The sequence below is a fragment of the Marinobacter sp. 1-4A genome (assembly GCF_016597725.1).
In the GTDB taxonomy this organism is placed as follows: Bacteria; Pseudomonadota; Gammaproteobacteria; order Pseudomonadales; family Oleiphilaceae; genus Marinobacter.
This window is the reverse complement of the sequence record NZ_VCGY01000001.1, coordinates 621,958-644,211: the sequence shown is the minus strand read 5'-3', so window position 1 is coordinate 644,211 and position 22,254 is coordinate 621,958. Positions and strand designations below refer to the sequence as shown.

The 22,254-nt window shown below is 51.1% G+C and carries 19 protein-coding genes; 17 read left to right on the top strand and 2 right to left on the bottom strand.

Features of this window, described 5'->3' with window-relative positions:
• The first annotated feature begins 63 nt into the window (after nucleotides 1-63).
• The 9 genes from FE845_RS02805 to FE845_RS02765 all read left to right on the top strand — a co-directional run bounded on the left by FE845_RS02805 (nucleotide 64) and on the right by FE845_RS02765 (nucleotide 12,714).
• Entirely contained in the window at nucleotides 64-1,116 is a 1,053-nt protein-coding gene (locus tag FE845_RS02805) for a DegT/DnrJ/EryC1/StrS family aminotransferase (protein WP_200361645.1), read from the top strand.
• Nucleotide 1,117: 1 nt separating this feature from the next.
• Entirely contained in the window at nucleotides 1,118-1,783 is a 666-nt protein-coding gene (locus tag FE845_RS02800) for a DegT/DnrJ/EryC1/StrS family aminotransferase (RefSeq protein WP_200361644.1), read from the top strand.
• A 17-nt stretch (nucleotides 1,784-1,800) separates the two neighbouring features.
• A complete protein-coding gene (locus tag FE845_RS02795; protein WP_200361643.1) occupies nucleotides 1,801-2,862 on the top strand; it encodes a methyltransferase domain-containing protein in 1,062 nt (353 codons plus the stop codon).
• Complete coding sequence (locus FE845_RS02790; RefSeq protein ID WP_200361642.1) at nucleotides 2,859-6,482, top strand: glycosyltransferase; 3,624 nt, start codon at nucleotides 2,859-2,861, stop codon at nucleotides 6,480-6,482. Before FE845_RS02795 ends, FE845_RS02790 begins: the two co-directional genes overlap by 4 nt.
• 150 nt (nucleotides 6,483-6,632) lie before the next feature.
• Nucleotides 6,633-8,105 carry a flagellin gene (locus FE845_RS02785; protein WP_200361641.1) on the top strand — a complete coding sequence of 491 codons (1,473 nt, stop codon included), beginning with the start codon at nucleotides 6,633-6,635 and terminating at the stop codon, nucleotides 8,103-8,105.
• A 69-nt stretch (nucleotides 8,106-8,174) separates the two neighbouring features.
• Nucleotides 8,175-8,612 (top strand): flagellar protein FlaG, encoded by a 438-nt coding sequence (locus FE845_RS02780; protein WP_200361640.1) that lies wholly within the window; start codon nucleotides 8,175-8,177, stop codon nucleotides 8,610-8,612.
• 203 nt (nucleotides 8,613-8,815) lie between these two features.
• The gene (fliD, locus tag FE845_RS02775; RefSeq protein ID WP_200361639.1) at nucleotides 8,816-10,789 is read left to right on the top strand and encodes a flagellar filament capping protein FliD; all 1,974 of its coding nucleotides are present in this window, start codon (nucleotides 8,816-8,818) and stop codon (nucleotides 10,787-10,789) included.
• 54 nt (nucleotides 10,790-10,843) lie between these two features.
• Entirely contained in the window at nucleotides 10,844-11,245 is a 402-nt protein-coding gene (fliS, locus tag FE845_RS02770) for a flagellar export chaperone FliS (RefSeq protein ID WP_200361638.1), read from the top strand.
• Between the two features lie 257 nt (nucleotides 11,246-11,502).
• A complete protein-coding gene (locus tag FE845_RS02765; RefSeq protein WP_200361637.1) occupies nucleotides 11,503-12,714 on the top strand; it encodes an argininosuccinate synthase in 1,212 nt (403 codons plus the stop codon).
• A gap of 152 nt (nucleotides 12,715-12,866) precedes the next feature.
• On the opposite strand, the gene FE845_RS02760 is transcribed toward FE845_RS02765, so the two are convergent.
• Together FE845_RS02760 and FE845_RS02755 are read right to left on the bottom strand one after the other, a co-directional pair.
• Nucleotides 12,867-13,892 (bottom strand): AraC family transcriptional regulator, encoded by a 1,026-nt coding sequence (locus FE845_RS02760; protein WP_200361636.1) that lies wholly within the window; start codon nucleotides 13,890-13,892, stop codon nucleotides 12,867-12,869.
• A gap of 309 nt (nucleotides 13,893-14,201) precedes the next feature.
• Nucleotides 14,202-15,173 carry a response regulator gene (locus FE845_RS02755; protein ID WP_200361635.1) on the bottom strand — a complete coding sequence of 324 codons (972 nt, stop codon included), beginning with the start codon at nucleotides 15,171-15,173 and terminating at the stop codon, nucleotides 14,202-14,204.
• 116 nt (nucleotides 15,174-15,289) lie between these two features.
• Here FE845_RS02755 and FE845_RS02750 point away from each other — a divergent pair, with 116 nt between their 5' ends.
• The 8 genes from FE845_RS02750 (at nucleotide 15,290) to FE845_RS02715 (ending at nucleotide 22,222) form a co-directional block, all read left to right on the top strand.
• Complete coding sequence (locus tag FE845_RS02750; RefSeq protein WP_200361634.1) at nucleotides 15,290-15,772, top strand: YajQ family cyclic di-GMP-binding protein; 483 nt, start codon at nucleotides 15,290-15,292, stop codon at nucleotides 15,770-15,772.
• 78 nt (nucleotides 15,773-15,850) lie between these two features.
• Complete coding sequence (locus FE845_RS02745) at nucleotides 15,851-17,197, top strand: AmpG family muropeptide MFS transporter (RefSeq protein ID WP_200361633.1); 1,347 nt, start codon at nucleotides 15,851-15,853, stop codon at nucleotides 17,195-17,197.
• 5 nt (nucleotides 17,198-17,202) lie between these two features.
• Nucleotides 17,203-17,520: an MGMT family protein gene (locus FE845_RS02740; protein WP_200361632.1), complete on the top strand. Its 318-nt coding sequence runs from the start codon at nucleotides 17,203-17,205 to the stop codon at nucleotides 17,518-17,520.
• 116 nt (nucleotides 17,521-17,636) lie between these two features.
• Nucleotides 17,637-18,179 carry an FxsA family protein gene (locus FE845_RS02735; protein ID WP_200361631.1) on the top strand — a complete coding sequence of 181 codons (543 nt, stop codon included), beginning with the start codon at nucleotides 17,637-17,639 and terminating at the stop codon, nucleotides 18,177-18,179.
• A gap of 194 nt (nucleotides 18,180-18,373) precedes the next feature.
• Complete coding sequence (groES, locus tag FE845_RS02730; protein WP_200361630.1) at nucleotides 18,374-18,661, top strand: co-chaperone GroES; 288 nt, start codon at nucleotides 18,374-18,376, stop codon at nucleotides 18,659-18,661.
• A 78-nt stretch (nucleotides 18,662-18,739) separates the two neighbouring features.
• Nucleotides 18,740-20,392 carry a chaperonin GroEL gene (gene groL / locus FE845_RS02725; protein WP_200361629.1) on the top strand — a complete coding sequence of 551 codons (1,653 nt, stop codon included), beginning with the start codon at nucleotides 18,740-18,742 and terminating at the stop codon, nucleotides 20,390-20,392.
• A gap of 175 nt (nucleotides 20,393-20,567) precedes the next feature.
• Nucleotides 20,568-21,359: a type II secretion system protein N gene (gene gspN / locus FE845_RS02720; protein ID WP_200361628.1), complete on the top strand. Its 792-nt coding sequence runs from the start codon at nucleotides 20,568-20,570 to the stop codon at nucleotides 21,357-21,359.
• Nucleotides 21,359-22,222 (top strand): type II secretion system protein N, encoded by an 864-nt coding sequence (locus FE845_RS02715; RefSeq protein ID WP_200361627.1) that lies wholly within the window; start codon nucleotides 21,359-21,361, stop codon nucleotides 22,220-22,222. Before gspN ends, FE845_RS02715 begins: the two co-directional genes overlap by 1 nt.
• The last annotated feature ends 32 nt before the right edge of the window (nucleotides 22,223-22,254 follow it).

Here is a 22,254-nt window from a genome sequence, read left to right as displayed (position 1 = left end):
CTCTCAACGTCGAATCTGTACGAGCCCGATAAACACCGAGTTCTCGGTTATGTCGATTTATGGATGGCAAAAGGTGGACACTCGCGACCTGGCGTTCTGGTTGCGCTGCTGGAACAGCGTCTCTGTGAGTACCACCACTCTAAGCATTGCGTTGCTTTTGCTACAGGGTTTTGGTCTTTGGTTGCATGTCTGCGCCTTAAAGCTTTGAGTGCACCAGAAGTTATTATTCCCTCCTTTACCTACAGACGGTTGGCTGACGTGGTGTTTTGGGCTGGCAAAACGCCTCGTTTTGTTGATGTAGACCCCGCAACACTGGCTATTTCGCCGAAAGCAGTTGAGCGTGCAATAAGTTCAAAGACTGGAGCCATTCTGGCAGTGCATCCCATTGTTAACTGTTGTGATGTGGGCACACTTCAAGGAATTGCGCACGATCACCGGGTTCCCATTGTTTTTGATGCCGTCGAGTCTGTACACGAAACCTGTGAAGGTCGGAGAGTTGGTTCTCTCGGAGGTGCAGAGGTATTTTCCCTTCATGCCAGTAAGCTCATAAATGGGCTCGAGGGTGGCTACGTTTGCTCAGATGATCCAGAGTTTGTGGCTCGCCTTCGCCGTTTCAGAACCCATGACGCGACAACCGCTTCGTTGCTAGAGCCGGGTAGCTGGATGCCATCGGAAATGCCGGATCTGCATGCTGCTTTTGCTCTTGCTGGGCTGGATGAAATTGACCTAAATGTGAGCCATAACCAGCGTATTTATAGGGCGTATCAGGAGCGGCTAAAAACCGTTCCCGGCATTAGACTGAGAGAGTTTGATGAAGCAGAGCAGACTTCATTTAAGAATATCGTCGCTGAACTGACAGGCAAGAGCCTGTGCTCTAGGGATCGCTTGGTTCAGCAACTGAATCAAAACGGCATGTTGGCGAGAGCTCACTACTCACCGCCGCTACATACCCGTTCCTATGAGTTTCCTGTTTCATGTCCTGAAACTCTGCCCGTAACTGATAGTGTTGCCGCACGGCTTATTAACTTACCTTGTGGGTTCCGAATGAGGGAGGGTGATGTGCCAAGCGTGGTTGATGTGATCGAGAAGAGTCTGTTAATGGATAGCGGGGGCTAGAATGGAAACCTATGATGTCCATGCTGTCGTCAATGAGATTCTGAAGAATCAGTATTTTACCAATCATGGGCCTTTAGCCCGTGCTTTGGAGACGAAACTATCAGGGTGGTTCGGTGTTCGCAATGCAGTGCTGGTGGGAAGTGTCGAGCTCGCCTTGTTAGTTTCACTGATTGCGATGCGTAAGGAAGGCCAGCGGAGACTGGTTTGTAACCCACAGGACTATAGTCCGAGGCTGATGCACATGGGAGCCTTATGTGGCCTCGAGGTCTGCGCAATAAAAGAAATGGAAATGTACTCTGAAGAATCCGATGTCTTCTATCGGGCGATTCAGAGTTCAGGCGTGGATCAATTTCGGGGTGGTTCAAATAGTTATACTGTTATATCTGAAGTGTGTTCAAGCTGGTGGCGCTTCTCCCCTTTTGTTGGCAAATTCGCCTCCTATCCTTTGCCACTGATATTGCCTCTACCTACGGAAGGCGGTGGGTCGGTGTTACTGTTTGATTCAGACGAAGATGCAGAAAGGGCTAGAAACGTCCGAAGTAGCTATGGGATCACAAAACCGGTTTCGGTTTTCGTAACGTGTAATGGGCGGTTTTCGGAGGCTCAGGCTGGGGCAGTGTTGAACTTTCTCAATCGCTGTAGTAGTTCCGTACAGACTGGGACATAAGACAATAAGGTTAGGGTATGAATGAACCAGATATCGGGCACATGAAAGCTGAGGCTTACAAAGAATTTGAAGCCGGAAATTTCAAGCGAGCTGCTGAAGTTTTGATAGCAGTGGAGTCTCGTATTGGTAGTTATGATGCCTTGTCGAACGACATTGCTGTTGCTCATTTCAAAAAAGGTGATTTCGAGGCAGCAATTGGGAAGTTTCAAGAGGCCTCTGAGCTTCAGGCGCTTGCGTCAAAGCTGATTATAGATAACTTGATCGAAGTAATGAAAGACAGCAAGGCGGTTGCTATGCAGTCGGAGAGGTTGCCCGAGGAGGAGGTCGCGAGGCAGCTCTCTCGGACATTTTGTCCCTTATGCGGTTCTGCGGATAAGGGGTTTCAGGCATTGCCAGAGTTTTATCGTAAGCATGCAGCGGAGCATGGTTTTAAGCATTTTGGGCGTGGAGAAATGACGGCTCATGAGACATACACCTGCATAGGGTGTGGGGCGTCTGATCGTGAGCGTTTGTATGCCTATTGGGTATCATCAGTGCTTTGTCGGCAAGAGTTGAGCCGTAAAGCAAAGGTTATGCACTTTGCGCCAGAACCCGGCTTTTCACGCTGGATGGAATCTATTGGATTCACTGACTACCAGACTGCGGACTTTGCAATGGGCGGTGTTGATCATCAAGTTGACTTGATGAGCCTGCCGTTTAGCACGAATAGCGTAGACTTTTTTGTGTGCAGTCATGTTTTAGAGCACGTCATTGATGATCGCAAAGCTATTGCTGAGCTCTTCAGAATCTTGCGACCTGGTTGTATATCACTGCTGATGGTGCCAATTATCTCTGGGCTTGATGAGATTGATGAGGGCCCCGAAGAAAGTCGTGAGTCGGAACGATGGCGTAGGTTTGGGCAAGGAGATCACGTCCGACTGTACAATCGTGAGAGCTTTGTGTCGCGAGTGCGCGGTGCCGGGTTTGAAGTCAGTCTACTAGATGTCAGCTATTTCGGTGCAGCGACTTACCAATCGCTTGGATTGAAGAAAGAAAGTGTTCTTTATGTCGTCAAAAAACCTGAGATGAGCAACGTATGACTCGTCAGAGAACTGAAATGCTGGACGTGAGCTTTATTATAACGGCGTTCAAAGCCACTTTCGTTCGCGAGGCGATTGATTCAGTTTTTGCCCAACGCGAACTAGATAGCTTTGAAATATTGGTCATGGATGATTGTGCTGACAACTCTATTGCTGAAGCTGTAGCGGATTACCCAGATACTCGCATTCGGTACGTCAAGTCTGCCACGCAGCTAGGTGGGCTCGTAGGCATGGACTATGGGGTCAGACTAAGCAAAGGGGAATATATAAAATTTCTGAATGACGACGATGTTCTGGTTGAAAACTGCGTGCTTAGATTACGCGAAGCGCTGGATAAGCCAGGTGTCGTATTAGCTTCATCAAGAAGGAAGCTAATCGACGAGTCTGGCAAAGAGTTGAGTGACCGCCTATTTAATCTGGTTCCGTTCGATCAGGACTCCCGGCTTTTGGGTAAGGATGTGCTTGAGTTTTTGAGGGTGTTTCCGATTAATTTTATCGGGGAGCCTAGTACGTTCATGGCTCGCAGAAGTGATTTAATAGGAGCTTATCCGCATCTGAGTGCGCTTAATAATCGGCTGATAACCTCCGTAAACGATTTGGCGCTGTACGCTAGATTACTGATGCGAGGTGATCTTGCCTTTGTCCAAGAACAGCTATCGTGTTTTCGAATTCACTCGGGACAAAACCAACGACACGCCAGCGCTCAAACTTTAGGCGAGAATGGACGTAAAGCCTTCCTCGCTCAAATCGATGCCATGCTTGGCGGTGAGGTTCGAAGTGAAGGGGCGGTTCAAGTCAAACCCCTTTGGAAGCAGTCGGCTGCGTTTAAGTCAGTTTCATTTAAAAATTTCTATCAGAAAGCAGGTAGCATTGATGACGCTGCGTTGACAGCTTTCTCAGATCTTGAAAGACGTGTTCAGGAGTGTGAAAGAACGGATGGCGTGATTGGTCTCGATTCTTGGTATGGGCAACGCGAACTGCCCATACCTATAGCTAGAAAGCTAGAGGTTCTGGCGTCCCAACAATCCCTGTGTCTCATTCTTATTGATGCCACGCCTGAAACCTATAACCTTAATATCTCGATACTCGCTTTTAGAATTGCTCGCTACTATTGCCCCTCGCTAACGTGCGTGGTTTTAACTCCCGACGAGGCGTTTTACAGGAAGGAGTTGTTTCAAGACGTTCAGTTTATTCAATATAACCGTGGAGAGGCAGCGGCAGCGCTGAATCAGTTCGTCATAGGAGTGGTTGAAGCTGACTGGGTTGTGATCGCAAGGACTCCTGCAGAGTTAACTCCGGCAGGCTTGCCGCTATTGTTGGCAGAGCTGGAGTCTTCGGGGCAAGCCTTGGATGCGGCCTACGGAGATGAGTTGCTGGAGCATAATGGCAAAACAGAAAGTGGTTTTTTCCGTTCTGGTCTGAATCTAGATTTGCTCCTTAGCTCGCCCGCAGATATGTCGCGGCACTGGATTTTCCGACATTCGACAGTCCAGGCGCTTGGTGGCTTTAGCGAGGCTGATGAAAGTGCCTTTGAGTTGGACTACATACTCCGCTTGTTAGAAGAAAAGGGATTTGGCTGTATTGGTCGCTCTGATGAGCCTTTGTTCCTGTTGCATTCGGGCACGCAGAGTTTTGATCTAGGGAATTATGTCCCCGTCATCCAGAAACATCTTGAGCGCCGAGGATATGCAACAGCCCGGGTCGCGCAAGGTCTAGCATCCAGTAGTTTACGTGTTAACTATTCACACCCAACCACGCCTTTCGTTTCAATTATTATACCGACCAAAGACCAACTCCACTTAGTTCAGACTTGTGTTGAATCCATTCTTGAGAAAACAGCCTACTCTCATTACGAGATTCTTATTGTCGATAACAATAGTGAAACGCCTCAAGCCAAAGCTTGGCTGAAAGGCATTGAAGACATGGCTCTGTCTAACTTGCGCGTTCTTCGATATCCAAAGCCCTTTAATTTTTCTGCCATTAACAATTACGCAGTTCAACATGCGAAAGGCGACTATGTACTTTTGCTTAATAATGACACAGGAATAATTCAAGCGGATTGGCTGGATGCGATGATGAACCACGCCCAGCGACCGGAAGTGGGTATTGTCGGTGCGAAATTGCTGTTCCCGAACGGCAGGGTTCAACATGCTGGTGTTGTGATTGGTATGAGAGGTGCCGCAGAGCATATTTGTATTGATGCAGAGGCTAATGATCCCGGCTACATGAATCGCCTCGTTGTGGATCAAAATTACTCCGCAGTCACTGCTGCTTGCATGTTAGTCAGGAAATCGGTGTATGAGCATGTAGGTGGCTTAGATGAGGAGGCCTTTGCAGTCTCATATAATGATATCGATTTCTGCCTAAAGGTGGGTCAGGCGGGTTTTTTAACCGTTTGGACACCTCACGCTTTGGTAATGCACGTTGCAAATGCAAGTCAAACGTCCGTCGATAAGACCGTTCAGGAAAAGAAGGTTAAGCGCTTCGAGAGAGAGCAGGAAACTATGTTCGAGCGTTGGCTCCCCTACATGGCAAATGATCCGGCTTTTAATCGTAGCTTGTCTCTGAGAACCAGTGGATTCGAAGTTGATCATCGAACAGAACTGAATTGGCAGCCGCAAAAAGTACTTGGTTTGCCAACGGTTCTTGTACACCCAGCGGACCAGTGGGGATGTGGTCACTATCGGATGATGCAGCCTCTAGAGAGTATGAAGGCGCAGGGGGTTGCAGGGGGCATGATCGCTAGCGACTGGCTAACTGTTCCAGAAATGGCTCGTCTCGATCCGGATGTTGCTATTTATCAACGGCAAATAACAGATGAAGCCATTGCCAGCATGAAGCAGGTGAGGCGCTTCCTGAAAAAACCAGTGGTTTATGAGTTGGATGACTACCTGCCAAATCTTCCTCTGAAAAGCGCTTACCGAAAAAACATGCCTAAAGATATCCTCAAGTCACTAAGGCGGTCTTTAAAGCATGTTGATCGGTTTGTGGTATCTACTCACCCTTTGGCAGAAGCTTTTAAAGGAATCCACCCAGATATTCGCGTGGTGGAGAACCGGCTACCGCTTGATTGGTGGCAAGATTTGAATTCTTTGCGGCGTCAGTCTGACAAGCCGAGAGTGGGCTGGGCTGGCGGCATCGGGCATACAGGTGATCTTGAGTTGGTAGAGGCTGTTGTTCGCGACCTCACTGAAGAAGTCGACTGGGTATTCTTCGGTATGTGCCCTGATGCACTGAGGCCCTTTGTTAAAGAGGTGCATGAAGGCGTAGATATTGCTCTGTATCCCAAGAAACTGGCTTCAATGAATTTGGATCTGGCAATCGCGCCTCTCGAAGATAATCTATTTAATCGGTGTAAAAGCAACCTTAGGTTATTGGAATATGGGGCATGCGGGTTCCCTGTCGTGTGCAGTGACGTTGAGCCATACCGCTTGCATAACTTGCCGGTCACAAAGGTTAAAAACCGCTATAAGGATTGGTTGGATGCGACACGAATGCATTTGAGCGATCTGGATGAAACAGCCAGACAAGGGGATGAGCTCAAGAGTGTGATCCTGCGAGACTGGATGCTTGAGGGTGAGAATCTTCAGCAATGGTTGCGTGCTTGGACGAAATTTTGAGCTTTTACACTTTTTTACAAAAGAAGCGGGGTTTTTTCTAAAGAGTGTTGTTTGAGTGCCGTTAAGTGAAATAACAGGGCGGCGCTCACAAACTAAAACCGAGCGCTAGACCGTTTTCAGTAAAACGACTTTTGTCGAAGGGGAAGCATTATGGCTCTCGGTATTAACACTAACGTTGCATCACTGTCCGCTCAGAACCAGTTGAGCCGGTCGCAAAACCAATCTAACCAAGCTCTCGAGCGCCTTTCTTCTGGCCTACGTATTAACTCGGCAAAAGACGACGCCGCTGGTTTGGCAATTTCTAACCGTTTTGAGGCGCAGATTCGTGGCTTGAACCAAGCAACCCGTAACGCCAATGACGGTATTTCTCTGGCGCAGACGGCTGAGGGGGCTCTTGGCGAAGCAGGAAACATACTCCAGCGTGTGCGTGAACTTGGTGTCCAATCAGCCAACGCGTCCAACTCTTCTTCGGACCGTCAAGCTCTGCAAGATGAAGTAAACCAGTTGGTTTCGGAACTGGATCGTATTGCAACAACTACAAACTTTAATGGCCAGAAGCTTTTCGATGGCACTTTCGGCTCTGCTCAATTTCAGGTTGGTGCTAACGCAAATGAAACTATTTCTGCGTCGACTTCCAACTTGCGCACTGACAAATTCGGTAATAATCAGGTAATCGCCAGCGGTGCGGCAGCATCCAGCGGCACCACAAACGGCGTAACCGGTGGCTCAATCGATATCAACGGTTACCTCGGAACAGAAAGTGTCACGATCGCTGGTGATGCTTCTGCTAAAGATATTGCGGCAGACGTCAATGCCAAGACTGGGGACACAGGTGTAACTGCGAGCGCACGTACAGAGGTTGACCTTAGTTTTGCAGCCTCTGGTAGCTATACCCTGAACCTAGTCGCTGATAACAGCGATGCTCAATCTGTTTCGTTTACGATTGATGCCACCTCAGGGCAGGATTCTTTGTCCGCTGCTGTCGCTGCAATTAATGACCAGTCCTCCAAGACCGGAATCACTGCTGAAGTTGCAGAAAATGGCTCGTCTGTCGTTTTGACTAACGAGACTGGCGCAGATATTAAGATTGGAGACACTACGGTTCAGAATGCAGGAAACGTGTCAGTAACCAAGCAATACCGCGATGAGGACGGGGTGCTTCAGGCTGCCGGTTCAGCAGCAACTCTAACCGCCGATACTAATGCTGATGACTCCACTACAAGTGGTTACATTCAGCTTGACTCTGATCGGTCTTTCGCTGTTGAGGTAACAAGCACTGATGCGTTTGCGAGCACTGGCTCAGAGTTGCGGTCTGTTTCGAACTTGGATATTACGTCTTTCGAAAGTGCCACTCAGGCTCTGAAGACGGTAGATGCCGCGCTTAGCACTATCAGCTCGCAGCGTGCGAAGTTCGGCGCAATCCAGAGCCGCTTCGAAAGCACCATCTCCAACCTGGAATCCACCAGCACAAACCTGAGCGCCGCTCAGAGCCGGATTCTTGACGCAGACTTTGCGGCAGAAACCGCCAAGCTGTCCAAGGCTCAGGTACTGCAGCAGGCTGGTATCTCGGTACTGGCACAGGCAAATGCTCGTCCGCAGCAGGTTCTTTCCCTCCTGCAGTAAGGGATTAGCGGTAACAGCCGGAACCTTCGGGTTCCGGTTTTAAGCCGTTTAAGGATAGTGAGGTGAGCTATGAATGACGTTAACCTGAACAACCCGGATTATAAGCTGGCACGCTCTGGCGCGCAGGCACCGGCAAGGGCAATGTCGTCATCTCAGGCCGAAGGCAGGAATGCCTCCGAGCTTGCTCCTTCATCAACCGGGCGCGCTTTGCCAAATCAATCGACTTCCCAGACCCAAGACGTTTCAAAAGCTGAGCAGTTGCAGAAGCGAAATGAAGCGCGGCAGGAAGAGTTGAAGGGTGCGGTTTCGCAGCTGAACGATTATGTTCAGAATGTCCAAAGGGATCTGCAGTTTGAGGTTGATAACGAAATGGGGCAGACCATTGTGAAAGTGGTGGATCAGCAAACCCAGAAAGTTATTCGCCAGATTCCGGATGAAGTGGCAATGAGGTTGGCAGAGAAATTGCAGCAAGATGAACCGCTGACGTTGTTTAACATCAAGGTGTAGGTACTCGATACCTGTGGTTTGAGGTTAGCAATGGTTTTTCAGCACCGCCGTACCTGACGAAGGCCCGGCGGTGTTTTGCGTTTTGGGCTAAGCTAGTTTTAACAGCCAGTTACAAAATTGGTAGAGAAAAAGGCAAAGTTTTGCCGCTCTCTGCCGATAACCGGAATAGATAAAGAGATTCGCCCCCATGAGGAGGCTTGGTTATGGCAGGCATTTCATCGTTAGGTATTGGTTCCGGGGTATTGAACTCGGATCTCGTGGATCAGTTGGTTGCGGCTGAACGCAAGCCCGTTGAAGATCGACTTAACTTTAAAACCCAGCGTGCAGAAACGCTTATTTCCGCTTATGGCACTTTGCGTAGCGCCGTAACGGAACTGCGGTTGCCGATGAGGCAACTCAGTGCCCCAGACAATCTCAAGGCGTTTTCTGCCAGTTCCTCCAATGAAGATATTGCTGTAACTGTGGATAGCAGTAAGGCTAGCCGTGGTTCGTACAGTGTTAAGGTCTTGGGGTTGGCTCAGGCTCAATCTTTGGCTTCTAACACCTTTGCAGATCGCGACTCTACGTCTGTAGGCACCGGTACCTTTACTATTTCGTCTGGTGAAAACTCAGCAACGCTGACTATAGACGGCACAAACAATACGCTTCAAGGTCTCGCTAACGCGATTAACGAAGCGGGTGTTGGGGTATCTGCAGGCATTGTGGATACTGGCAGCGGCTACCGGCTTGTTATGTCGTCTGAAAACACGGGCACAGCCAATGCCATCAATATTTCTGTTTCGGATGATGACGGCCTAGACGAGGACGGCGCTGGGCTTTCGCAGTTTGCTTTTAATGGTTCAGTACAGAACCTGTCTCAAACCATTGAAGCGAAAGATGCGTCTGTAGAAATCAATGGTATCGAGATCACTCGATCTACCAATACCTTTGATAACGTAATTGACGGGCTGTCGTTCGAGGCGAAGGCTGAAGGCGCAACTTCCACGGTGAAAGTCGATCAAGACTTTGGTGCGGTCGCGGATAGAGTTGGTGCGTTTGTTGAGAAATTCAATGCGCTGCAAGCGACTATCAAGGGTTTGTCCGGTTTCAACGCTGATACCGGGCAGGGCGGTATTCTTTCTGGCGATACGTCTGTGCGGGCTATTCAGTCTCAACTGCGTAACGTTTTAACGCGTGTTGTACCTGGTTTAGAGAATGCAAGCATCCGAACCATGGCCGATGTGGGCATTACAACCGATTATGAAACCGGTGGTTTGACGTTTGATCGAGCTAAATTTGAAGAGCAACTTAAAGCCAACCCGGATGATGTAACGGCGCTTTTTGCTGAGCAGGGGCGTGTATCAGATTCTGGGGTGGAGTTTGTTAAAGCTGGATTGAATACGTCGCAGGGAAACTACGCGATTGATATTACCCAGCCAGCTACACGCGGTGGAGTTACAGGTAGCTCGCCACTATCGTCAGGAGTCACTATTGATGGAACGAATGACGAGTTGGAGCTAACAATTGACGGCAAAACAACGGTTAACCTGCAGCTGACCCAGCAAACCTACGCAACGGCACAGGAACTTGCCGATGAGATTCAGAGCCAACTAGATAGCAATACGGCATTGAGTTCGGCTGGCCAGTCCGTGCGAGTTGGTCTGGACGGGGCAGGAGCTCTTACGTTTACATCTGGCCTATATGGGAGTAGTTCGAACGTTAGTGTTATGTCTGTTGAGGATGGCGCTTCCCTCGGACTATCCGTTCAAACTGGAACACTGGGCAAAGATGTCGCAGGAACCGTAGGTGGCCAGGAAGCAACGGGCGAGGGCCAAATGCTTACGGTTGTGGGTGCTGGCGGCGCTAAGGGCATACAGTTGCGCATTAGCGGGGATGAAGCCCGCACCTATGGCAATGTGAAGTTTATCGAAGGAATCGGTGAGAGCGCTGTTAACTTGGTAACCAGCATTGTGGGGCCTGACGGAACGCTTGATACTAAAACCAGTAGTTTGACTCGCGATTTGGAGCGTATTCAGGAAGAGCGAGTTCGGCTGGATGACAGAATCGCTTCTTATCAGGAGCGCTTGGTTAGTCAGTTTACAGCCGCAGACTCACTGATTGCTCAGTTAAACAACACTGGGAATTATCTAACGCAGCAATTGGCTGCTTTAGCCCCTGAGAACTTTAACCAGAAGTAATTCCGGCTAACGCATTGATTTCTCCGGCGTAGCCGGTGACATACGAGGTTAATCATGAACGGTTTACAAGCTTACCAACGAGTAAATACTCAAACCAGCATCACCGATGCAGATCCGCATAAGCTGATTCAGCTTCTATATAACGGTGCACTGGAGCGTATCAATATGGCCAAGGCCCGCATGCAGGCTAATGATTATGCCGGCAAAGGTAAGCTGATCACCAAAGCTATTGAGATTATTGGCGGCTTACGCAGCTTTCTGGATTTTGAAAAAGGCGGTGATCTAGCCGAACGGCTAGAAGCTCTTTATGACTATATGGAGCGCACACTGTTTGAAGCCAACGCCAAGAACGATGTAGCCAAGTTGGACGAAGTTGCTGATCTGCTGCGTTCCATCAAAGATGGATGGGATGGCATTCGGGAAGAGGCCGTGGGGCAGTCTGCTCAGGTTGGTTAAAGATTGAAATAATCTTCACCCCCTCTCCCCAACCCCTCTCCCGCGAGGGGAGAGGGGCTTTAATTGCACTGCCTGCGACTATGGCGCACCTGTCTCAGGGATAGGCTTTTAGCTCCCCTCTCCCCTCGCGGGAGAGGGGCCGGGGGAGAGGGGGTGATCCCCCTCCTTTCCCCCAATAGCCAACTCCCCCACCATCCCGTACAATACGTCCCTTCTTTTCAATACATCCATTCTGTTCAGTCTGGAGCACAATAAGCATGTCTGATATTAAAAAGGTCGTTCTGGCCTACTCTGGTGGCCTGGATACCTCTGTTATTGTTCGGTGGTTGCAGGATACCTATAACTGTGAGGTGGTAACCTTCACGGCTGACATTGGTCAGGGCGAGGAAGTTGAGCCAGCCCGTGCTAAAGCAGAAGCTTTGGGCGTTAAGGAAATCTACATCGAGGACTTGCGCGAAGAGTTTGTGCGCGATTACGTGTTCCCGATGTTCCGAGCCAATACCATTTATGAAGGCGAATACCTGCTGGGTACCTCGATTGCCCGCCCGCTGATTGCCAAGCGTTTGATCGATATTGCGAATCAAACTGGCGCGGATGCTATTTCCCATGGCGCTACAGGCAAGGGTAATGATCAGGTTCGTTTTGAGTTGGGTGCCTACGCGCTTAAGCCGGGTGTAAAAGTGATTGCGCCTTGGCGTGAGTGGGATTTGAATTCCCGTGAGAAGCTTCTGGCTTACTGTGCCGAGCGCAATATTCAGGTAGACATGAAGAAGGGTAAGAGCCCTTATTCTATGGATGCCAACTTGCTGCACATTTCGTACGAAGGTATGAATTTGGAAGACCCTTGGTCTGAAGCCGAGGAAGATATGTGGCGCTGGAGTGTGTCTCCGGAAGCAGCTCCAGATACCCCTACCTACATCGAGCTAACCTACCGCAAGGGTGACATCGTCGCTGTTGACGGTGTGGAGATGAAGGCTCACGAAGTGCTGGAAAACCTGAACAAAGTTGCTGGCGCTAATGGTATCGGCCGTTTGGATATTGTTGAGAACCGCTATGTGGGCATGAAGTCCCGCGGTTGCTACGAAACACCAGGCGGCACGATTATGCTGCGGGCACACCGTGCCATTGAGTCCATCACTCTGGACCGTGAAGTAGCGCACCTGAAAGACAGCCTGATGCCCCGTTATGCCGAGGTTATCTACAACGGTTACTGGTGGTCGCCAGAGCGTGAAGCGCTGCAGGCATTGATCGATCAGACTCAGGAATACGTCAACGGTACTGTTCGCCTGAAGCTGTACAAGGGCAATGTTGATGTTGTTGGCCGTAAGTCTGAAGATTCCCTGTTCGATGAGACCATCGCGACCTTTGAAGAAGATCACGGTGCTTACGATCAGAAGGATGCAGAAGGCTTCATCAAACTGAATGCACTCCGCCTGCGGATTGCTGCGGGTAAAGGTCGCAAGCTTTAAGTTTTAGCTAAGCGGCTGGCAAACAGTCAGGCAGGTCGGGGCGGGCAGAGCCTCCCAGAAACGTGGAGCGCCAAGGATGGCGCGACCGAGCCCTACAGGGAAGTATTCACGGGCGTTTTCTGGGAGGCTCTGCCCGCCCAGGCCGTTTATGCTCAGCTAACAGGCTTCGATTGACGAAACTCCCCAGGCGTCATTCCCGCCACTGCTTTAAACTTCCGATGAAACGACGTAGTTTCACTGTACCCCAGCCTTAACGCTATATCCGGAATGCTCAGATCGCTGTTCAAAAGGTAATCCTCGGCCATTTTTTGGCGAACCTCATCCAGTAGCTTCTGATAAGAAACGCCTTCGTGGCTCAGCTTTCGTTGCAGAGTTCGGCTTGTAACACCCAGATCCTCAGCCACCATGTCTTGCCGGGTTATGCCGTGCATCAACTGTTTCTGAATGCTCTGTTTTACTTGAGATATCAGGTCTGTATCCGTGTCCAGCGAAGCCAGCTGGGTGAGGGCATGGGCTTCTAGAGTTTTGCGCAGTAAGGGGTCTGGTTGTCGCAGGCGAGTTTCCAACAGTTCCTGCTTTAAGGTTATGGAATCTTCATCGGCACCAAAGTGTACCGGGCAATTCCAGCGCTTTTGGTAAGCCTGTTCCAGATCCGTGCCGGGGGATTGTCGTTTCAATCGCACGTTGTTGGGGGAGGCGGCTGTATCGTCTGCAAGCCAGCGGGCATAGTTAACCCAGGAGGCGAAAACATTGTCTACAACTTGTGGTCGTACAATCGGGTCGTCGTAGTTGCAGTTCCAAGTGAGCTTGATAGAGCCTTGCGCCATGGTAAGGCCAGTTGTGCCCATGTCGCCCACCAGTTTTTCAAACGGTGCAATCCGGGCGACGGCTTCCCCCAGCGTAGCGCAGCTCATGGTGATGTAGCCCAACACACTGTAGGAGCCCGGCTGCACGAAATCCCCGGTTTCCAGACCAAGTATCGGGTTGTTGGTTTGCTGGCATAGTAAACGAATGAAGCTTTGAAACTGCTCACCGTTTATTCGGCCCTCATCGGAATCCAGAATGGCGGAATTAAGGCCTACTTTTTTAAAAAGGGCGGCAGTGTCGGCACCTGCAGATTCGGCGGCGCGGGTGTATTGCCGGAGCGCGGCGACAGAGGCGGTTCCAAGGTATTTCATGTTGGCTGCACAGTTGCTAGATGTTATGGCCAGAGTATAGCGAAACTTGCGCCGAACGACTTGAAGCGAGGGGGTTGTGTCTGGGTAAAAAACAAAAAGGCCAGCTAAGAAGCTGGCCTAAAAAAGGAGAACAAACGAAAGTGCCTGAAAAATTCGTTAATTCGGTGGATTTCCCATTTGGCGGCGGAGGTACAACTCGGCTCCTCCGCCATGGGGGATACTGCTTAAATCCACAATTTCAGAATAGGTCTTTCGCTTAAATATGTCTGTGTGTGATGTGTGTCTCAATGTTACAGATTGTTCTTTGCGTCAGGCGCTTGTTCCCAGCGTTGGTGTGGTATCGGTAAATCGCCGAGTTTCATAGGCATCTACTAAGCCGTGCACAGCTGCTTGCTCCATGTCTTGAATGGATGGCGTGCCATGCTGTGCATCTGCCTTGCATAGCGCCATACTTGCTTCAACGGAAATATAGCCAGCCGTGGTTTTCAGTGCTTTATGGTTAATACCATCGAAAACCCGGCGGAAGGCGGTTGTTGTGCAGTGATCGCTGTTGGAGAAATACGCAATAAGCGCGAACTGGTTGTCGCCCACACGGCATAAAACATCAATAGGGCGAATCAGGGTGCTTAGCCTGCGAGCGATACCAACCGCCAGTTCGGACATTACCGTGGGCGGGTGCTTGCGCTTCAACTCTTGCCAGTTTCGAATCCCGCACAATACATAGGCGGTTGCGCCGCCTCTGGACTCTGCATGCCGAAGCATTTTGGTAAGGCGGTCGCGGCCGTAACGGTGGTTGCACAGCCCGGTTTCCAGATCAATGATGTTGCTGGATTCCAGTTCGCGGTTGTTCTCGATGAGCAGGGCGTTGGCGCGCAACAGTGTGTTCTGGCGATCTGCCATACGATCCGCAGCAAAAATTCGTGGGATCAGTTGCTTGGTCATGTCGGACTTGTAAATGAAGTCATCCACGCCCCGATCAAAGGCCTCCGCCAAGGCTTCTACACTCTCCCGGGCAGTCAGGAGGATCACATAAGTATAGTGATTAATCTGTTCATCCTGCTGGCGCACCCGGTCGGTTAACGCCAACCCGTCCATTTCGGGCATCAGCCAGTCTGCAATCAGCACGCTCACTGGGCGCTGTTCCATCAGTTTTAGGGCCGCCAGAGCGTCGTTGGCTATACGTACGTCGCGATATCCGGCATTTCGCAGGGTTCGGCCAACGACCATACTGCTGAATTTCGCGTCGTCTACTACGAGGATAGGAAGATCCAGGTTTGGCATTGTTACCTACTTTAACCAGTCCATTGTCAGATGCGGGGAATTCCGGGGCTTGGTATGCTTGGCCCTCACTTTAAAGCAAAGAGTATACTCGCTACAGCTCCTGGAGAATAACGATCATGCCCTCTTTTGACATTGTTTCTGAAATTGACATGCACGAAGTCACCAATGCGGTGGATCAGGCCAAGCGTGATCTTGGTAATCGCTGGGACTTCAAGAACGTGGATGCGGATATTGAGCAGGATGAGAAAGGCCTTACCATCAGCGCTCCGGAGGAGTTTCAGCTTGAGCAGCTAATGGATATGCTGCGAATGGCGTTCGCCAAACGCAACATTGACGGCCGTGCCCTTGCTGAAGATGGCGAAAGCAAAGCTGGCAAGCTGGTAAAACAGCACCTGCTTTTGAAGCAAGGCATTGAAACAGACATGGCGAAGAAAATTGTGAAGCTCATTAAAGATGCCAAGCTGAAAGTGCAAGCCAGCATTCAGGGTGACAAAGTGCGGGTAACCGGTAAGAAAAGGGACGATCTACAAACCGCCATTGCGTTGTTGCGAGAGACGGAACTGGATGTACCTCTGCAGTTCAATAATTTTCGCGACTAACCCGGAGGCTCCACCATCTCAACCGGCACTCGCCTGGACCTAATCCGGGATACGCTATACACCTACACCCGTTGGCAGGTGATTGCCTTGCTGTTTCTCGGTTTTTCTGCCGGGTTACCGTTTTTGCTGGTTTTCTCCACTTTGAACGCCCGCTTGGCGGATGTGGGCGTGGAAACCGCCACTATCGGCTTTTTTAGTTGGTTGGGAATTACCTATTCCATCAAGGTGTTTTGGGCGCCGGTTGTGGACCGCCTGAAACTGCCGGTGCTGGATAAGCTACTGGGTAAGCGCCGTAGCTGGATCTTGTTCGCGCAAGCGGGAATTGCAACAGGCCTATACCTGATGGCCCATGTGGACGCCATTGCGGTACCTGAAACCCTAGCGCTTTGCGGGTTGCTGGTGGCGTTTTCCTCTGCAACTCAGGATGTGGCTATAGATGCCTACCGTATTGAGATTGCGGAGGAACGTCTGCAAGCAGCGCTAGCGGCAACTTACATTTTCGGCTATCGGCTGGCTTTGTTGGTTGCCGGGGCTGGAGCTTTGTATCTGGCAGAGTTCTGGTCCTGGCAGGTGTCCTATGAGGTTATGGCTGCTTTGGTTGGCGTGGGAGCTATAACCGTACTGATTGTGAAAGAGCCCAGAGTGAACCACTATTCTGCAGCTCAGGACATAGCGCACAAAATTGAGCAAGAAGCCGCTAAGCGAACCCACCTTGGCCCGCGGATAGCCCGCTTTGCGGGATGGTTTTATGCGGCTGTGGCCGGCCCATTTCTCGATTTCTTTCGCCGCTACAAAGAGTTATCCATTGCAATTTTGTTGATGGTTGCCGTGTACCGCATTTCCGATATCGCCATGGGTGTGATGGCAAACCCTTTCTATCTGGACTTTATGGGGTTCAGCAAAACCCAAGTTGCAGACGTTACCAAGATATTTGGATTTTTCATGACCATCGCCGGCTCCCTCGCGGGCGGTGTTTTAGTTGTGCGTTATGGCACAAGAAAAATTCTGCTTGTAGGCGCCATTCTGACTGCGAGCACCAATCTTCTGTTCGTGTTTCTGGCCCAGTATCCGCCTAATCTGGCCACCTTAGCGGTTGTGGTGAGTGCCGATAATCTCAGTGGCGGTATTGCCAATGTGGCCCTTATTGCCTGGCTCTCCAGTATGACCAGTGCCTCCTTCACCGCCACTCAGTATGCCTTGTTCAGTTCTCTAATGACTCTGCCAGGCAAGTTTTTGGGGGGCTTCTCAGGCATGGTGGTTGCGGGGTTTGGCTATGCAGAGTTTTTCCTGGTGGCGGGCCTTATGGGTGTCCCGGCTATTCTGTTGTCGGTGTTTATGATTCGTCAGGGTGAAAGACTGGATGCTCTGGCGCCGGATCATTCGGGTGGCAGCGAGTCAGACGTTCCTCAACCAACAGGAGGGTAGATGCTATGGAGCAGCGAGATGAGCCGACGAAAGACCAGAAAATTTGGCAGGTTGTTATTGCTATCCCGGCTGGCAAGGTCGCAAGCTACGGCCAAGTAGCAGAAATGGCGGGCCTTGGGCGACAGGCCCGTTACATTGGTCGTGCTCTGGGCAAGCTTCCTCCGGGCCACTCAGTTCCCTGGTATCGTGTTATCCGCAGCAATGGCCAGATTGCCTTTCCCCAAGGCTCCGACATTTATCAAGAACAAGTTGCCCTTCTGGAGGCTGAAGGCGTGGAAGTAATCAATGGCCGGGTAGCTATGGGGCGGTTTCGTTGGCAATAAGCGCCTGAAAGCGCCCGGTTTTCATCGGCCGCCCAGCCAGACAAATGCCCACCAAATCTTGAAGTTTCAGGTTTTGCCCTAAGTTAAATAGTACGTGCCGCGACGACGAGACCCTGATGCCCATATTTTTGTTTATTTTCATTATCATGCCCATCGCCGAAATGGCTGTGCTCATTCAGGTTGGCAGTGCAATTGGTGTGTTCAATACCATCGGCTTTGTGTTGTTAACGGCCGTGATTGGCGCCTGGTTGCTACGCCAGCAAGGGCTGGCGACGCTGCTTAAGGCCAATCAACGCTTGAATAGCGGAGAGTTGCCCGCAAAAGAGGTGGCAGAGGGGTTGATTTTGGCGGTGGGTGGCGTGCTTTTGCTTACCCCCGGCTTCATTACCGACGCTGTCGGGTTTTTGTGTTTGCTGCCGTTTAGTCGGCATTGGCTGGCTGCGCAAGCCTTGAAGCGCATGGTGGTTTCGAGCCAAAGCGGCGGGTTTTATTTCCGCGCTGGTGGTGGCCGTTCCCCGTTCGGAGACGACCCTTCTGGTGATCGCAGTAATCCCTTCGGGCGCCAGCGCCCGTTCGACCGCGAGGGGAGCGGCGATATTATCGAAGGGGAATATCGGGACGAGACAAAAACCGACCGGGATCGCCTCGATAAAAAGTGAAAAAATTTATGGTTGCGGGTGTTGAAAACCCTCGGGCCAACCCCACATAGGTTTCACAAGTTAGCCGCAGGCTGATACTGGCTGGAAAACAGCAAGTTAGAGGCCGGGCAATTTTGTCGGATTGCACTAGCAATTCGGCCATCAACAGCAAATGTCATTGCCACATTAATCTGACTAATTGGAGAAACCGAGCAATGAAGATTCGTCCGCTACACGATCGTGTCGTTGTACGCCGTAAAGAAGAAGAAGAGAAAACTGCAGGTGGCATCGTGCTGCCGGGTAATGCAAAAGAAAAGCCGTCTCAGGGTGAAGTTATCGCCGTGGGTAACGGTCGTGTTCTGGAAAATGGCGAGACTCGTGCGCTGGCAGTCAAAGCGGGTGACACCGTGGTATTTGGCCAATACGCCGGCAATACCGTAAAAATCGACGGTGAAGAGCTGCTCATCATGAGCGAAAGCGATATTTACGGCGTGCTTGAGTGATCGCTGAAGCAATTCGCACGAACAGTCAGTAACCCGATTGATTCAACGAATTCGGTTTAACGAACAGGAATAGAAGACATGTCAGCAAAAGAAGTTAAATTCGGTGATAGCGCCCGTAAGCGCATGGTTGCAGGCGTCAACGTCCTTGCAGACGCGGTTCGGGTAACTCTGGGTCCCAAAGGCCGTAACGTGGTTCTGGAGAAGTCTTTCGGCGCTCCGGTTATTACCAAAGACGGTGTATCGGTTGCCAAAGAAATCGAACTGAAAGACAAGTTCGAGAACATGGGCGCCCAGATGGTTAAGGAAGTTGCTTCCCAAGCCAATGAAACAGCCGGTGATGGTACTACTACCGCCACTGTTCTGGCCCAGTCTATCGTTAATGAAGGTGTTAAATCAGTAACCGCGGGTATGAACCCGATGGATCTGAAGCGCGGTATCGATAAGGGTTTGGCGGAAGCCGTAAAAGCTATCCGTGAAATGGCCAAGCCTTGCGACGACAGCCGTGCTATTGCTCAGGTTGGTACCATCTCCGCCAACGGCGATGAGACCATTGGTAAGCTCATCGCTGACGCAATGGAAAAAGTAGGTAAGGAAGGCGTTATCACGGTTGAAGAAGGCCGTGGCCTGGAAGACGAGCTGGACGTAGTAGAAGGCATGCAGTTCGACCGCGGCTTCCTGTCCCCGTACTTCATCAACAATCAGGACAACATGTCTGTTGAGCTTGATGACCCATACATGCTGCTGGTCGACAAGAAAATCTCCAACATCCGTGAGCTGCTCCCGGTACTGGAAGCTGTTGCCAAAGCTGGCAAGCCACTGATGATCATCGCCGAAGACATCGAAGGCGAAGCGCTGGCAACTCTGGTTGTTAACAACATGCGCGGCATTGTAAAAGTAGCTGCTGTTAAAGCGCCGGGCTTTGGTGATCGCCGCAAGGAAATGCTGCAGGACATCGCTATTCTGAGCGGTGGTACTGTCATTTCCGAAGAGGTTGGTCTGAGCCTTGAGAACACAACTCTGGACGATCTGGGTACAGCCAAGCGTGTAAACGTAACCAAGGAAAACACCACTATTATTGATGGTGCTGGTGCTCAGGCTGATATCGAAGCTCGCGTTGAGCAGGTTCGTAAGCAGATTGAAGACAGTTCTTCAGACTACGACAAAGAGAAGCTTCAAGAGCGTGTAGCCAAGCTGGCTGGCGGTGTTGCCGTCATCAAGGTGGGCGCCGGTTCTGAAGTGGAAATGAAAGAGAAGAAGGCACGCGTTGAAGACGCCCTTCACTCTACCCGTGCTGCTGTTGAAGAAGGCATTGTGCCTGGTGGTGGTGTAACCCTGATCCGCGCTATTGCCGCGCTGGATAAGGTTGACGCGATCAACGAAGAGCAGAAAGCCGGTGTTAACATCCTGCGCCGTGCGATGGAAGCTCCATTGCGCCAGATCGTTTCCAACGCTGGCGGTGAGTCTTCAGTTGTTGTTGCCAAGGTTCGCGAAGGCGAAGGCTCCTTTGGTTACAACGCTGCGATTGAAGAGTACGGCGATATGCTGGAAATGGGTATTCTGGATCCAGCCAAGGTAACCCGCTCTGCGCTGCAGGCTGCTGCCTCTGTTGCATCTTTGATCATTACCACTGAGGCGATGGTTGCAGATGAGCCGGATGACGAGAAAGCCGGTGGCGGTATGCCAGATATGGGTGGAATGGGTGGAATGGGAGGCATGGGCGGCATGATGTGATGCCGTTCATAACTCGCTGATTCCGACTGCGTCTCAAATTGAGAGACGTGGCCTGATCTGCTTTCGAAAACCCCGCGTCGGTTCACACTGGCGCGGGGTTTTTGTTTTTTTGTCATGAACTTGGCGAAAGCGTTTGTTAGACTCGGCAACCGGTCAACTGTTTGTGTGTAACTGAATGAGTGACGCTGAATCCAAGCCTTTCTTTCGCCTCGGTAAGCTGTTTTTGCTTATGCTGCTTGGGCTGTTTTTCTATATCGGTGCACTGATTGTATTTGTTCCTGCCGGCTGGGTGTGGCAGCAGGCTTCTCCTCATGTTTCTTTGCCTCCTCAGGTTCAAGTGAAGCAGGTGGCGGGCAAGCTTTGGGATGGCGCGGCTGGGGTTGTTGTTGCGGGTTTTCCTTTACGAATTGAGTGGGAGCTTGGTTGGCCGTCCATTACGGGTTTGGAGCAGACTGTGCGGGTTTCTGTGGAATCTCTGCAGTCGTCTATTGCGGGCGATATAACCTTGGGCTGGCCTGCAAATGCTCGGCTGAATGCTCGCGGTCATGTGGCCGTGGTTGAGTTTGAAGAACTGATTCGCCGCAGCGGCGGCGCGATGATTGAAGGCGATGTAAGCATCGACCGCTTGATTCTCGAATGGGCGGATGACCGCATGGTTCGTGCGGACGGTCTCGGAAGATGGGCTGGCGGGAGTGTAAGCTGGCCTATGGGTAACCAGACAGGGCAAGCACAGTTCCCACCCATGCAGGCCAATATCGATACCACAAGCGGCGGTGTGGAGCTGGTTGTTTCAGAGCAGGCGGGTAACGGCCCGGCTGCAGATGCCAACATCCTGTGGAACGGTATGATGGAATTGCGGGTTTATAAACGCATGATAGATCTGGCTGGCCAGCCTTGGTCAGACACGGCTAGCCCCGATGATGTTGTGTTCCGCATAAAGCAGCCGCTGTTGCCGGGGGCTCGTTGATGACGGTTACGCCAGCCCCGGAAACCCAGCATCGAATAGCGAAAGCGGTCGCTAACGTGCTCCTTATGTGGCTGGTCATTTATTTGGGCATCGCGATGGCGAATGTCACTTGGCTTTTTGTCTGGCAAGACAAGCCGGTTGCGGTTTCTTCTGGTGCTGACTCCTCTGCGGGTAGGGCTTCCGGGAGTTTGAGTTCAAGTAGCTATCCCATGGCAAGCTACGAGTTTTTTGGTCGCGCGGAAGCGACGGGAGAAGTGGCAGAAGCTGCTAAGCGAGCTGCGCCGGAAACAGGGTTGAGCCTTAGGCTTGAAGGTGTTCTAGTAGGTCAGCGCCCGGAAGACTCTGGTGCTATAGTGGCCGGGAGCAATGGCGAAACAGCCTGGTATCGTGTTGGCGACGTTTTGCCCGGTAATGCCGAACTGGCCGAAGTTGAGTCCGAGCGCATATTGATTCGCCGGGGTGGACGCTATGAGTCATTAACCTTCGAGGAAGATGACTCATCCACAATGGTTGCGGAAGTGGCTCGCAGGCCTGCAGAATCCTCGCCCGAAGCGTTTTTAGAAAACGCACGGCAGCAACTCGATAGTGCTGGGGTGGCCGCTCTAACGCCTTACGGCCTTAGCCCGGTTGATGAGACAGGCGCTTCTGGTTATGTGTACAACGGTTCCAATGCCATGCTGAATGCCGTGAACCTCAAAGCTGGCGATGTGATTACTGCCATCAACGGGCAACGCTTGGGTGATGTGGAGCAGGATCGCTCGCTGTTGGAGAGCTGGCGTGGCCAGACCAGCCTTGATATAGAAATCGAACGTGACGGGTCTATCCTCACCATAAGTTATGCCATACCTGAGCAGTGGCGCTGACAGGGTTCATCGATACAGGACAAAATCGCCAG

Coding starts and splice junctions, on each gene's coding strand:
- FE845_RS02805 (WP_200361645.1), top strand. CDS start 64: ATGGCAAAAGGTGGACACTCGCGACCTGGCGTTCTGGTTGCGCTGCTG.
- FE845_RS02800 (WP_200361644.1), top strand. CDS start 1,118: ATGGAAACCTATGATGTCCATGCTGTCGTCAATGAGATTCTGAAGAAT.
- FE845_RS02795 (WP_200361643.1), top strand. CDS start 1,801: ATGAATGAACCAGATATCGGGCACATGAAAGCTGAGGCTTACAAAGAA.
- FE845_RS02790 (WP_200361642.1), top strand. CDS start 2,859: ATGACTCGTCAGAGAACTGAAATGCTGGACGTGAGCTTTATTATAACG.
- FE845_RS02785 (WP_200361641.1), top strand. CDS start 6,633: ATGGCTCTCGGTATTAACACTAACGTTGCATCACTGTCCGCTCAGAAC.
- FE845_RS02780 (WP_200361640.1), top strand. CDS start 8,175: ATGAATGACGTTAACCTGAACAACCCGGATTATAAGCTGGCACGCTCT.
- fliD (WP_200361639.1), top strand. CDS start 8,816: ATGGCAGGCATTTCATCGTTAGGTATTGGTTCCGGGGTATTGAACTCG.
- fliS (WP_200361638.1), top strand. CDS start 10,844: ATGAACGGTTTACAAGCTTACCAACGAGTAAATACTCAAACCAGCATC.
- FE845_RS02765 (WP_200361637.1), top strand. CDS start 11,503: ATGTCTGATATTAAAAAGGTCGTTCTGGCCTACTCTGGTGGCCTGGAT.
- FE845_RS02760 (WP_200361636.1), bottom strand. CDS start 13,892: ATGAAATACCTTGGAACCGCCTCTGTCGCCGCGCTCCGGCAATACACC.
- FE845_RS02755 (WP_200361635.1), bottom strand. CDS start 15,173: ATGCCAAACCTGGATCTTCCTATCCTCGTAGTAGACGACGCGAAATTC.
- FE845_RS02750 (WP_200361634.1), top strand. CDS start 15,290: ATGCCCTCTTTTGACATTGTTTCTGAAATTGACATGCACGAAGTCACC.
- FE845_RS02740 (WP_200361632.1), top strand. CDS start 17,203: ATGGAGCAGCGAGATGAGCCGACGAAAGACCAGAAAATTTGGCAGGTT.
- FE845_RS02735 (WP_200361631.1), top strand. CDS start 17,637: ATGCCCATATTTTTGTTTATTTTCATTATCATGCCCATCGCCGAAATG.
- groES (WP_200361630.1), top strand. CDS start 18,374: ATGAAGATTCGTCCGCTACACGATCGTGTCGTTGTACGCCGTAAAGAA.
- groL (WP_200361629.1), top strand. CDS start 18,740: ATGTCAGCAAAAGAAGTTAAATTCGGTGATAGCGCCCGTAAGCGCATG.
- gspN (WP_200361628.1), top strand. CDS start 20,568: ATGAGTGACGCTGAATCCAAGCCTTTCTTTCGCCTCGGTAAGCTGTTT.
- FE845_RS02715 (WP_200361627.1), top strand. CDS start 21,359: ATGACGGTTACGCCAGCCCCGGAAACCCAGCATCGAATAGCGAAAGCG.